Genomic DNA, 12,118 nt, shown 5'->3' with positions numbered 1-12,118 from the left:
TGAATAAAAATAATAAAAAAACTAACTCTTTTTCTTTACACCGATGAGAATGTCATTTTCTATATTAACAATGAGATTAAAGAATTCTTTCAAAATGGAATAATATTCTGTAGGATAGTAAGAGGAGTTAAATGTTATTCTATGAGTGATGATTAGTTTTTTCGGATTTTTTTGAAAACTAATACCAAGTTGACCTAATTTGTTAGGAATTTGATACAAAGAGTTTTTTGGAATGTCTACAAATTTATAGTTTTCGGGTAATTCTATTGAAACTAAGTAGGTGTATGTGTCTTTGTAACCAAAATCTATGGGGTAAGTTCTTTGGTTAAGTTTAAAAGGATTTTGTTTAAAAAAGCTTTTAGTAAATGGCTTAAGATAGAGTATGTCGTCTATTTTAGAAACATCATCTCTTGTAAAATCAAATTGAAACTCGATAGCTTTATCGTAGTTATTTTTGTTTTTAATATGTATATCTGTGATCGTTATTTCTGGATCCTGATTTTTAATATTATTAAGGAAGTGGTTCTCGCCTAATGCCTCTAATTTTTTTCTTTTGAAATGAGAATGATATCCAGAATAAAGATGTTTTGCTTTACCACTTATTTTTAAATCTTCATTAAGTACAATCTCTTCCTTAAAAAAATGAGCAGAAATTTGCTTAGGTTTTATATCAATCCATGAACTACCATTCTTAAAATCTAATAACCTACCATATTGATTTAAGCACCTAAATGGAACTTCCCCAAATACTAATGTTTTTTCTGTAGCATCTAATAAATAGGTTTTGTTATCTATTGAGAGTTGTACAATCAAGTAATTAAAACCAGAGATGACGGGATGTATTTTGGTAGCATAGCCATTATTTCTAGTAGATAAAAGTACAGGATGTACTGTAAATTTTTGCTGTTTTAAAATGTTGTGTAAGAGTATGTTGATGCCACTAACATTACCAATTTTTTCTTTAATTACCTCATTAATATTTACGTCTTTAAAGATTTTGTTTTTCTTATTCCATGTATAATTACTAGAGATGTATCTAAATATTTTTTTGGCTTTTTTTATATCATTATGTGTAGCTTTTATACTATCAGGAAGAATCCCTTTTGTAATTGCTAATTTTTTGAGTTGCACTCCTATCGCAACTTCTTTTTTGAGTTTGTTGTCAACATTTTCCCAGGTTTCTGTGTATTTTTTATTTGTTCCATCAAAACCTTTAAACTCTTTCAATTCATAATCTATTCTTGAGAAGTAGTTCTCTTTGGCGGTCATATACTTTTCTTCCTTAAATGCCGGGATATTTTTCATTATGTATACATTATGAGAGCAATCAGCATGCCCTCCGCTAGAAACTTCTAAACATTTTTTGAGTATTGTAGATGTGTTAGTTTCTAGTTTTAGTGTCCCAACCAATTTTATATTATAGATATAATTCCCAGGAAGATCTGCAATATATTCGCTATGTAGTTTTGGAATATCATCCTGAAAATCCCATCCATTAAATTTATACATAAATGGGGATGCTAGTTGGTATTTATAGGTAAGTACTGATCCTGGCTTTACATTAGGAAAGGTGAACTTTACTAGTGTATAATTTTCGTCATATGCTTCTGTGTATATATTTTTCTTTTCTATTTTGGTTTTTGAGATTTCACCATTTTCCAAATTATAAGTGTACGCTTTTAAATCATCAAATTGCTCTTTTCCACTCTTGTTTTTGAATAATAATACACTTACAGTTGCCTGATCAAACCCCTTCTCATTAAGTATTTTAATCTTTGCTTCATAATCGGTAAGCAGGTCATAATTTCCTCCGTTCTCAACTCTACTAAACCCTTTTTCATATATGAAAAAGGCATTTGCAGTACTGTCTTTTTTGTAAATGGTGTTCTCTAAGTCAGCCTTACTAACCAGCATATTTGCGCTGTTATAAGTTTCTTGAGAATATGTAAAAAAAAATGAAAGAGTTAAAAAGATTAATAGTGTTAGGTTTTTAATCATTTTTTGGTAGTTTGATAATCTTTAATTTTTTATGCTGGCGCACGTAGCTCTGAATAATATGTTGGGCGTCCCTGTTGTGGGTCATCGGAGTGATAATTGTTCTTAAAATATCGATATTTTGTATTTGATGATTAAGATTAAAATATCCAATGCCTTTAAACCTACCATTTTCTACGAGTATTATACTTTGTTCATCAATATCTCTTCCTCTATCCACAATAACCATATCTTGACTTTGAAAAGAACTATTGAAAATTAATTTTTGTGCTCGAATATTGTACTCTTCAGGAGATTCGTTATTGATGCAAGCTCCAAGACATTTTTTTATGGTGTAATTAAAGCAATTGCTTTTACCATTATCTAATCCCATTAATTTTTGACAAAGATTATATTCTTCTGTCCATCTATGCATGTAAGATTTGGCTTGTTGTCTATTAGAAAAAGTAGTAATACTGTTTTTTTTAGAATCTACTTTGCCTACTGTTAAATTTATATACCCATTATCATCTGTAAAATGATATAATGCCTGGTCAAATTTAGTTTTGCGTAAAGCTCTATTGTATCTTGGTTTATTGCGTTTTATTTCTTCGCTCTCTTTTAATAGAGCAAGTAATTCACTTCCTGTAATTTCATGGGTTACAGTTACCACCTCTTCTTGTATTCTTTTGGATTTTCTATTATCGTTAGTGAAATGCTGATTGAGACGCTTTTTAATGTTTTTACTTTTACCAATATATATAATAGTTCCGTCCTCGCGATGCATATAATATACTCCTGTGGCGTTAGGTGCTTGTTCTATAAGTTTAAGAAGTTTGTCATCAACCTGGCGTTTGGTTTCTGTTCTAACGGTGTCGGTGATTATGGTTTTTTCCAGATCTTTTGATAATAATAGTTTAAATAGTTTTACTGTTGCCAAAGCATCTCCATTTGCTCTATGTCTGTCAGAAAGTGGTATTCCTAGTCCACGAACAAGCTTACCTAAACTATATGATTCTTGATCTGGAATTAGCTTTTTAGAAAGCTCTACGGTACACAATGATTGTCTTTCGAATTCAAACCCTAATCTGGAAAATTCGGTTTTTAAGATTCTATAGTCAAAACTGGCGTTATGAGCAACAATAACACAGTCTGTTGTGATTTCAACAATTCTTTTTGCTACTTCATAAAACTTTGGAGCATTACGAAGCATTTGATTGTTTATTCCTGTAAGATTAGCAACAAATGGTTGTATAGGTCTTTCAGGATTGATAAGACTGATAAATTGGTCAATTACACTATGTCCGTCAAATTTATATATAGCAATTTCGGTAATTCCTTCTTCATTATATTTTCCTCCTGTAGTCTCTATATCTAAAATTGCATACATATATAATGTCTGTCGTAGCGGTTACGTTTTTTTGTTTTTGTTAAATTAAAATTATTTGCTGTTTATCCATAATTTCTGGCTCCAAAGATAGAACTTCCTATTCGAACCATGGTACTACCGCAATCAATTGCTGTTTTATAGTCTCCGCTCATGCCTATGGATAAGGTTTCGAGATAAGGATATTTAGGTTTTAACGTTCTAAACAGCACAGCTATTTTTTCAAATTCAGCTTTTATTTGTTGTTGGTTATTAGTAAAAGTAGCCATCCCCATTAGCCCTTTAATACTAATATTAGTGAGGTTTTTTAATTCTTCAGAATCTAGTAAATTAATGATGTCTTCTGTATCTAAACCAAATTTACTTTCTTCCTCAGCAATTTTAACCTGTAAGAGACAATCGATTACTCTATTGTGTTTTTTTGCTTGCTTGTCAATTTCTTTAAGAAGTTTATAGCTATCTACAGCATGAATGAGATTTACAAAAGGAGCCATGTATTTAACTTTGTTAGTCTGTACATGACCAATCATATGCCAATTAATGTCTTTTGGCATATTTTCCCATTTTTCAGCCATTTCCTGAATCTTATTTTCGCCAAAAATGCGTTGTCCGGCTTTATAAGCAGTCATTAGATCAGAAATAGGTTTGGTCTTGGATACAGCAACCAGAGTAACTTCTTTTGGAATTGAAGTTTGTATGTTGTGAAGATTTCTTTCGATGTCATTCATAAGCTACAAAGATATCTAAAAAAACCATTTTTACTCTAAAACTCATATATAGTAATGCCGCTTCTAAGTTTAGGTTCAATATAAGTGCTCTTGGGAGGCATTGTTAATCCTTCGTCTGCAATTTTTTTCATTTGAGCTACCGAAGCAGGAAATAATCCAAATCCAACTTTAAACTCTTTGGAGTCGACCATGCTTTTGATATATACGATGTCTTTTTTACCATGTGCGTAATCAATTCTAGTATCACTTCGTACATCTTTTATTGCTAATATAGGATTCAATACTGTTTGGTAAAGCACTTGTGCATCCAATTCCTCAAGTGCATTAGTAAATTCATAAGTTGTTTTTCTAAGATATAAGGAATAAAACTCACCATCCAGATACATGCTGAAATGATGGGGTTTTGAAGGTTTGTAAACTTCGATTCCTCTATTTTCAATTCGAAACCACTCATCTAACCGAATTAAAAACTCTTCTTTTGATAATCCATTAAGATCTTTAACTAATCTATTAAACTCATAGATTTTTAAATCTGATTCGGGAATCAAATAACTCATAAAAAAATTATAAGCTTCATTACCAGTATGCTCAGAATTATGCGTTTTTAAATCTTGTGCCAATAATTGAGAAGAAGCAGAGCGGTGATGTCCATCAGCAATATAAATTGTCTGAATCAAAGAGAAAGCTTCTTTTATTTCTTGGATAGAATTTTTATTATCTATTTTCCAGAGATAATGGGTGTCTCGATTTGTGGTTGTGAATTCATATTCTGCTCTATGCTCAATGGTTTCATCAATAATTTTTGCAATTGTGGGATTGTCAGGATATGTGAGTAATACAGGTTCTGCATTAAATCCTACTGTTTTTAGATATTCTTTGAAGGTGTTTTCGCGATATTGTATGGTGTCTTCGTGTTTTTTGATAATGTCATTTTCATAATCTTCAGCACTAGCGGCCGCAATTATACCACAAAAAGATTCATGCTCACGATTTACAATTTTATAAATATAATAGCAAGGAGTGTCTTCCTGTATAAAGATTTCGTCTTCTTTAAATTCTAAATACCTATTACGAACTAATTTATAACGTTCTTCGCCTGATATTTCCTTCTGATATTTATATCCTGGGTTTACAATATGAAGAAAAGAATAAGGATTATAATCCATTCGCGAGTCTCGTTCAAAGGGAGTGTAGCTTTGGTATGATCTGGAAGCTACTAAGCTTACTTTATCTCGTGTTGGCCGTACAGCCTTAAACGGAAGGATTTTTGTCATTAATTGATATTTATAAATTCTGTTGGATCAAGATATCCAGAAGTTTCTTCAGAATAACCACCTCCGATATCCATAAAGATATCATCTCTTATCTCCAAATGCAAGTGTGCCCAATATATACCATGTGCATTACCAATAGTTCCTATTAAGGTTCCTTTTTTTACAAAATCACCTTCTTCTATATGTATAGTATCACAGTGGGCATATACCGATTCATAATATTTCCCTTTGTATTTATGTATAATTCGGATAACATTACCCCATCCTCCTTTTATATCTTTTGCAAAAGATACATATCCATTTCCAATAGCGTAAATAGGATCTCCTAAATCGGTATTACCTCCACCAACGCCATTCCAGTCGTCGCCTAAATGGTTGTTTTCTTTGAACTTTTGAGCGTTATAATACCCTTTAGCGTTTGGCTTACCTACTGGATATTCAAAATCACTAGCAATCCAGTCAGGGTTTTTCTTAAATAAAGTGTCGTATTTTTGGTATTGATTCTGGACTAAGGCAGGGTTTGTTTTTTTATTTATGTTTTGAGTAACAGAATAACTTTTTGTTTCATTTTTGCAGGACAAAAATGAAGATAAGATTACTATAACAATTACTAAAGGTATTTTCATTTTTGGATTATAATAACTTTTTTCCTCAAACCTCAAACCTCAAACCTCAAACCTCAAACCTCAAACCTCAAACCTCAAACCTCAAACCTCAAACCTCAAACCTCAAACCTCAAACCTCAAACCTCAAACCTCAAACCTCAAACCGTTGATTATATAAACTGTTTTGCTACATGCTCTGCTTTTCTACTTTGGCTATAATCATAGAACCCTTCACCATTTTTTACACCGAGTTTACCAGCCATAACCATATTCACTAATAATGGACAAGGAGCATATTTAGGGTTTTTGAAACCATCATACATTACATTGAGGATAGAAAGACATACGTCAAGGCCAATAAAATCAGCAAGTTGAAGTGGTCCCATAGGATGAGCCATACCTAGTTTCATAACCGTATCTATTTCTGCAACACCTGCCACGCCATTATATAACGTTTCAATAGATTCATTGATCATAGGCATTAGAATGCGATTTGCTACAAATCCAGGATAGTCATTTACTTCAACAGGGGTTTTGCCTAATGTTTTTGATAACTCCATGATTGTATTCGTCACTTCATCAGAAGTATTGTAACCTCTAATAATTTCAACAAGTTTCATGATAGGAACAGGGTTCATAAAATGCATTCCGATAACCATTTCGGGACGATTTGTTACTGCCGCAATTTGAGTAATTGATATTGATGAGGTATTCGATGCTAAAATAGTTTCATCAGAACATGCATCATTTAATTCTTTGAATATCTTAAGCTTAAGATCAATGTTTTCTGTGGCTGCTTCAACAACAAGTTCAGCATATTCTACTCCGTCTTTAACATTAGTAAACGTAGATATATTTCCCAAAGTAGCTTCTTTATCAGCTTCTGATATTTTTTCTTTAGCAATCATTCTATCCAAATTCTTTGTAATAGTCGCTAAACCTTTATCCAAAGACTGTTGTGATATATCGATTAATTGTACTTTAAATCCTTTTTGAGCAAAAGTATGTGCAATACCATTTCCCATAGTCCCAGCACCAATTACTGCAATGTTTTTCATGTGTGTATTGTTTATTTATATGAGTGTGTAAATTTTGTATTAACGCTAGAAACAGTCAATGATTTTTAATGCTACTTCTAACGCTTTTTTTCCTTGTTCTAATGAAACGATAGGAATTGAGTCATTTTTTATAGCTTCGGCAAAAGTATCTAGTTCATCCAATATTGCATTATTAGAAGGTACATTAGGGTTGTCAAAATATATTTGTTTTTTGATGCCTTCTGCGTTTTGTAAAATCATGGCAAAATCATCAGGAGTTTCTGGTGCATCTTTCATCTTGACAACCTCACATTTTTTCTCAAAGAAATCGACAGAAATGTATGCGTCACGTTGAAAAAATCTAGATTTTCTCATATTCTTTAACGAAATTCTACTAGCTGTAAGATTAGCTACGCAGCCATTTTCAAATTCGATACGAGCGTTTGCAATATCCGGAGTTTCACTAATTACTGAAACGCCACTAGCACTAATATGTTTTACTTCAGAATGAACAACACTTAGAATAGCATCAATATCATGAATCATAAGATCCAAAACAACAGGAACATCTGTTCCCCTGGGATTAAACTCTGCTAATCTATGAGATTCAATAAACATAGGGTTGTCTATTTTGTTAGCGACAGCAGTGTATGCAGGATTAAAACGTTCTACATGACCTACTTGTCCTTTAACACCATGTGTATTTGACAGCTCAATAAGTTGTTGAGCTTCTGCGACAGTATTGGTGATTGGCTTTTCTATAAAAACGTGCTTACCTGCTTTAATAGCTTGTTTTGCTACTTCAAAATGAGCAAAAGTTGGGGTTACAATATCAACCACATCAACAGCATCTATGAGTTCTTCTACAGAATTGAATAATTGATATCCAAACTCTTCAACGATAGATTTAGCCTGACTTTGACTAGCATCATAGAAACCTATAAGATTGTAATTTTCTGACTGTTCTAAAAGACGTAAATGGATTTTACCAAGGTGTCCCGCACCGAGTACTCCGGCTTTGAGCATAATTCAAGATTTTACACAAAAATAGTATTATTTATAAATTTTAAATCCTAATTATATCTAAAATCTAAAATTTTAATTCTAAAAGGGGAATAAGTTGTAAATACTTCAACTAAATGTTTTTTAAATGAGCATTTTTAGAATATATAAAAACGATAATTTTTGTTTTATTTGTTTTGGAAATCATAAATTATTATACTCTTAATTCTATAAATAATTGATCTAATAGCAAAGAGTAAATTTTTGTAATATTTTCAACTCAAAATATTTAAACAGATAAAATGTTTATGTAATTTTAGCCCTCTAAATAACCATCAAGATAGTGAAAGATACCCTTAGACATGCCGGAAAAAGAAAACAGTTAGTTGAAGTATTAATTAAGAAAGGAATCAAGAATAAAGCTGTGCTATCTGCTATAGAAAAGATACCCAGACATTTATTTATGGATTCTGGGTTTGAAGATCATGCTTATCAGGATAAAGCTTTTCCTATAGCTGCAGATCAAACAATTTCTCAACCTTATACTGTAGCTTTTCAAAGTGAATTATTGGAAATCAAAAGGGGGGATATGGTATTAGAAATAGGAACAGGATCGGGCTATCAGACAGCTGTATTATGTGAATTAGGAGCAAAAGTTTATAGTATTGAACGCCAAAAAGAATTGTTTAAAAAAACAAAATTGTTTTTATCCAAACTTGGATACCGCCCTAAGCATTTATCGTTTGGTGATGGGTATAAAGGCTTATCAGAGCATGCACCTTATGATGCAATTATCGTGACAGCGGGTGCTCCTTATGTTCCTAAACCATTATTAAGCCAATTACAAATTAATGGAAGGTTGGTAATCCCCGTAGGAGAAGATGTACAAATTATGACTCTTTTTATTCGCAAAAGTGAAACTGAATTTGAAAAGCGAGAGTTTGGAGAATTTAGATTTGTTCCTTTATTAGAAGATAAGAATTGATCAAGTTTGTATTATGAAAAAAACTGAAATAATTTTAGGAGCCTTAATTATTTTTGGAATCTTACTATTTGTATTGAACTTTCCTTTTGGAGCTATTATTGCAATATTGTCTCTTGTAACACTTTCTGGTTTCTATTTCTATTTTAGTTTTGCATTACTTAATGGAGTGAAGTTTCATGAAATGTTTAGAAAAGAATCCTTCAGAGGAATTCCCGGGGTCAGAATTTTTGCTACAATAGGAGCAGGGATAGGGTTTTCAATCATAGTTTTAGGGATACTTTTTAAAATATTTAAATGGCCTTTTGCGAATCAAAATTTGTTGATCGGAGGGGGGATAACATCCGTAATTTTAGTAGTGAGCTTGATAAAACTATGGTTAGGAAAGAAAGAGGTGTATGCGGGAATACTTTTAAGATCAGTTGTGTTAGGAGTGGTGTGTTGCTTATTGTTTTTAATGCCGAGTTCTATATTGATGCAGTTAAAATATAGAGATTACCCTAATTATGTTGAAACCTTGAAGGAATTGGATGCAGATCCGGATAATGTTCTTTTACAAGAAAAAGAACGTCAGGAATATAATAGAATTAATGGAATAAGATAAATAAGAATATAATCAAGTTATCTAAAATCCTTTTTAATACGATCGAGAGCTCTTTTATTATCACGATCTTTAATCGTTTCTCTTTTGTCATACATTTTTTTACCACGAGCAAGTGCAATATTTAACTTGGCTAATCCACGATCATTAATAAATAAGCGGGTAGGGATAATGGTTAATCCAGAATTTTTTACTTCTTTTTCTAATTTTTTTAATTCTTTTTTATTCAGAAGTAATTTTCTTTCACTTTTGGGGTTGTGATTAAAATATGTGGCATGTGAATATTCTTCTATATGCATGTTGATTACAAAAAGCTCACCGTTATTAAATTCACAAAAACTTTCTGCAATACCTGCTTTACCTTCGCGTATTGCTTTGATTTCGGTTCCAGCTAATTTAATTCCTGCTGTATACTTATCCAGAAATTCATATTCGAATTTTGCTTTACGGTTGAGTATATTGATTTTATTTGGATTCATGTTTGTGAATTCGAGATGCTTTTATAAATGAATGCAAAAGTACAAAGCTTTCTCGAAAGAAAGCTTTACATCAAAAGTGAATATTTTAAATACTTTCTATGGTTCTTGAAATTGTATTGTGGCAATCTTACCATTGGGACTTAACAGAAGCTCCATTACCAAACTTATTTTTTCAAATTCTGCCGTGTAGCTATTGATATTTTCTGCTGTCTGTATGAAAGTAAGGTTTTTTAGGTTTCCAAATTGCTCATGACATCCATTCACAAAACGTTTCACTCCTTCTTTTGTCATCGTTTCTTGCATTTCGAGAGTATATAACGCAAAAATGGCATCTACATTCTGCGCATTAAAGTTTTCTTGAAAAGCTTTTATAGTATTTTCATATGCAGTAGCATCCTGAGCTAGGATGTGCTGAGTAGAAAAACAAATTATAAGTAGAACTATATATTTCATAGCATTAACATTTGGGGTTTTGAAAGTGCAAAATAATTATCTTTTTTAAGATTTAAAAAAATAAGGCTAAAAAACAGATAATTACCTAATCCTCTTTTTGGGGTATAAAAAGTGAAGTTAATGAGTAAGTATGTTATATGGGTACCGTCTAATAGGGCGATAAACACTATTGAATTTTGTGTGACCTTAATTTTTATGTAATTGGGGTTTAACAAAATTGTGACAGTAATTTATCCTGTAAAGTTTAATTTAGTTTTTTTAATGATTGTTATGAAAAGGTATTCACTTTTATTATTGATTATAGTTTTAGCTTCATTCACTTTGGTTTTGCCCCAGTTTTCTGCAGCAGAAATTATAGATAAAGCTATAGATCATGCTGGAGGTCATAGATTTGATAATGCAATTATGCATTTTACATTTAGAGGAAAACAATATAGAAGTGAAAGAGGAGAAGGAATCTATGCATTAGAAAGATTTGTGGATGGACCAAATGGATTGATTCATGATATTGTGAGTAATGCTGGTTTGAAGCGTACTATTGAAAATTGTCCTGTGGAAATTACTGATTCATTAGTAACCAGAATTAGTGATGGGGTAAATTCTGTGCATTACTTTGCAAACTTACCTTATGGACTTAATGCTCCTGCCGTACAAAAAGAGTTAATAGGCGAATCAACTATTGATAATGAAGGGTATTATAAGATCAAAGTCACTTTTGCTCAAGAAGGTGGAGGAACTGATTTTGAAGATGAATTTTTATATTGGATAAATAAAGAAGATTTTACAATAGATTATCTAGCTTATAAATATGCAGTTAATGGAGGAGGAATACGTTTTAGAGAGGCATATAATTCAAGGGTTATTAATGGTATACGGTTTGTGGATTATAAGAATTATAAAACAGACGATCTAAAAACTCCATTAGAAAAACTAGATCAATTATTTGAGCAGAAACAACTGAAGTTACTTTCGAAAATAGAGCTAGAAGATATTTATGTGTATCTTGAAAAGGATATCGTTAATTAATTGTAAGTACAGTATCTGTAATAATATCTCCAGTAATTTTTATAATAAATACTTTGCCATAAACTTTCTCATCAATTGCACTATATTTTTCTTTACCCATGATTTTGTTTACAAAAGCAGGAGTAGTATTGCTATGACCAACAACGACAACTGTTTTTCCTTTAGTTTTTTGCTGAAACTCAGGATCATTTAGATTTCTGGGATCATATAGTGTTACTTGTAAATTTTTACTTTTTGCTATAGGTTCAGCGGTTTTTTGAGTTCTGATATAATCAGTAGAGTATATCATATCAATAGTAGTGTCAACAAGCATTTTCGCCCAGTTTTCTGCCCTTGCGTTTCCTTCATCCGTAAGTTTAGGATTCCTGTTTTTGGGATCACTAAGGTCTTTTTCGGCATGTCGTATAAAGAAATACGTAGTTGTAAGATCCTGTGATGCTCCTGTGTTCTGAGCTAAACTTAAAAATGAAGAAAGAAAAATGCTTAAAACTAATATTGCTCTCATAATATAATGTAACTATTAAATCAGATACGAAAATAACTATTACAAAAGTAATAAACGGTTATTTT

General features: G+C 31.6%; 13 protein-coding genes. 3 read left to right on the top strand and 10 right to left on the bottom strand.

The window, feature by feature from the left end:
* Positions 1-21: 21 nt before the first annotated feature.
* From DK442_RS27700 to DK442_RS27665, 7 genes are all read right to left on the bottom strand, one after another.
* Positions 22-1,998, bottom strand: a complete 1,977-nt coding sequence (locus DK442_RS27700) for a DUF3857 domain-containing protein (RefSeq protein WP_109439170.1) — start codon at positions 1,996-1,998, stop codon at positions 22-24.
* Complete coding sequence (locus DK442_RS27695; protein ID WP_109439169.1) at positions 1,991-3,364, bottom strand: exonuclease domain-containing protein; 1,374 nt, start codon at positions 3,362-3,364, stop codon at positions 1,991-1,993. The genes DK442_RS27700 and DK442_RS27695 overlap by 8 nt, the downstream gene beginning before the upstream one ends.
* Before the next feature lie 62 nt (positions 3,365-3,426).
* On the bottom strand, positions 3,427-4,089 hold the full coding sequence (locus tag DK442_RS27690) for a YggS family pyridoxal phosphate-dependent enzyme (RefSeq protein ID WP_109439168.1): 663 nt from the start codon (positions 4,087-4,089) through the stop codon (positions 3,427-3,429).
* Positions 4,090-4,124: 35 nt separating this feature from the next.
* Complete coding sequence (locus tag DK442_RS27685; RefSeq protein ID WP_109439167.1) at positions 4,125-5,363, bottom strand: DUF1015 domain-containing protein; 1,239 nt, start codon at positions 5,361-5,363, stop codon at positions 4,125-4,127.
* Positions 5,363-5,989, bottom strand: coding sequence for a M23 family metallopeptidase (locus DK442_RS27680; protein ID WP_109439166.1), 627 nt, complete (start codon positions 5,987-5,989; stop codon positions 5,363-5,365). The genes DK442_RS27685 and DK442_RS27680 overlap by 1 nt, the downstream gene beginning before the upstream one ends.
* 149 nt (positions 5,990-6,138) lie before the next feature.
* The gene (locus tag DK442_RS27670) at positions 6,139-7,026 is read right to left on the bottom strand and encodes a 3-hydroxybutyryl-CoA dehydrogenase (RefSeq protein WP_109439165.1); all 888 of its coding nucleotides are present in this window, start codon (positions 7,024-7,026) and stop codon (positions 6,139-6,141) included.
* Positions 7,027-7,071: 45 nt separating this feature from the next.
* Complete coding sequence (locus DK442_RS27665; RefSeq protein WP_109439164.1) at positions 7,072-8,031, bottom strand: Gfo/Idh/MocA family protein; 960 nt, start codon at positions 8,029-8,031, stop codon at positions 7,072-7,074.
* A 319-nt stretch (positions 8,032-8,350) separates the two neighbouring features.
* Between DK442_RS27665 and DK442_RS27660 the strand changes: the two genes are divergently transcribed.
* Both DK442_RS27660 and DK442_RS27655 read left to right on the top strand, forming a co-directional pair.
* On the top strand, positions 8,351-8,992 hold the full coding sequence (locus DK442_RS27660; RefSeq protein ID WP_109439163.1) for a protein-L-isoaspartate(D-aspartate) O-methyltransferase: 642 nt from the start codon (positions 8,351-8,353) through the stop codon (positions 8,990-8,992).
* Between the two features lie 13 nt (positions 8,993-9,005).
* Positions 9,006-9,593, top strand: a complete 588-nt coding sequence (locus tag DK442_RS27655; protein ID WP_109439162.1) for a hypothetical protein — start codon at positions 9,006-9,008, stop codon at positions 9,591-9,593.
* Positions 9,594-9,610: 17 nt separating this feature from the next.
* Here DK442_RS27655 and smpB read toward each other — a convergent pair whose 3' ends face one another.
* Positions 9,611-10,069, bottom strand: a complete 459-nt coding sequence (smpB, locus tag DK442_RS27650; protein ID WP_109439161.1) for an SsrA-binding protein SmpB — start codon at positions 10,067-10,069, stop codon at positions 9,611-9,613.
* Between the two features lie 96 nt (positions 10,070-10,165).
* Positions 10,166-10,522, bottom strand: a complete 357-nt coding sequence (locus tag DK442_RS27645) for a DUF3887 domain-containing protein (RefSeq protein WP_109439160.1) — start codon at positions 10,520-10,522, stop codon at positions 10,166-10,168.
* A gap of 270 nt (positions 10,523-10,792) precedes the next feature.
* Between DK442_RS27645 and DK442_RS27640 the strand changes: the two genes are divergently transcribed.
* Positions 10,793-11,548 carry a DUF6503 family protein gene (locus tag DK442_RS27640; RefSeq protein WP_109439233.1) on the top strand — a complete coding sequence of 252 codons (756 nt, stop codon included), beginning with the start codon at positions 10,793-10,795 and terminating at the stop codon, positions 11,546-11,548.
* Here the strand turns inward: DK442_RS27640 and DK442_RS27635 are convergent.
* Positions 11,541-12,053 (bottom strand): histidine phosphatase family protein, encoded by a 513-nt coding sequence (locus DK442_RS27635; protein ID WP_109439159.1) that lies wholly within the window; start codon positions 12,051-12,053, stop codon positions 11,541-11,543. The two genes, DK442_RS27640 and DK442_RS27635, sit on opposite strands and share 8 nt — an antisense overlap.
* Positions 12,054-12,118: the final 65 nt, after the last annotated feature.

Origin of the sequence: Aquimarina sp. AU119 (genome assembly GCF_900312735.1) — a bacterium.
Lineage (GTDB): Bacteria > Bacteroidota > Bacteroidia > Flavobacteriales > Flavobacteriaceae > Aquimarina > Aquimarina algiphila.
This window is presented reverse-complemented; position numbering and strand designations above follow the sequence as displayed.

Coding starts and splice junctions, on each gene's coding strand:
- DK442_RS27690 (WP_109439168.1), bottom strand. CDS start 4,089: ATGAATGACATCGAAAGAAATCTTCACAACATACAAACTTCAATTCCA.
- DK442_RS27640 (WP_109439233.1), top strand. CDS start 10,793: ATGAAAAGGTATTCACTTTTATTATTGATTATAGTTTTAGCTTCATTC.
- DK442_RS27635 (WP_109439159.1), bottom strand. CDS start 12,053: ATGAGAGCAATATTAGTTTTAAGCATTTTTCTTTCTTCATTTTTAAGT.
- DK442_RS27685 (WP_109439167.1), bottom strand. CDS start 5,363: ATGACAAAAATCCTTCCGTTTAAGGCTGTACGGCCAACACGAGATAAA.
- DK442_RS27670 (WP_109439165.1), bottom strand. CDS start 7,026: ATGAAAAACATTGCAGTAATTGGTGCTGGGACTATGGGAAATGGTATT.
- DK442_RS27645 (WP_109439160.1), bottom strand. CDS start 10,522: ATGAAATATATAGTTCTACTTATAATTTGTTTTTCTACTCAGCACATC.
- DK442_RS27695 (WP_109439169.1), bottom strand. CDS start 3,364: ATGTATGCAATTTTAGATATAGAGACTACAGGAGGAAAATATAATGAA.
- DK442_RS27680 (WP_109439166.1), bottom strand. CDS start 5,989: ATGAAAATACCTTTAGTAATTGTTATAGTAATCTTATCTTCATTTTTG.
- DK442_RS27665 (WP_109439164.1), bottom strand. CDS start 8,031: ATGCTCAAAGCCGGAGTACTCGGTGCGGGACACCTTGGTAAAATCCAT.
- DK442_RS27655 (WP_109439162.1), top strand. CDS start 9,006: ATGAAAAAAACTGAAATAATTTTAGGAGCCTTAATTATTTTTGGAATC.
- smpB (WP_109439161.1), bottom strand. CDS start 10,069: ATGAATCCAAATAAAATCAATATACTCAACCGTAAAGCAAAATTCGAA.
- DK442_RS27700 (WP_109439170.1), bottom strand. CDS start 1,998: ATGATTAAAAACCTAACACTATTAATCTTTTTAACTCTTTCATTTTTT.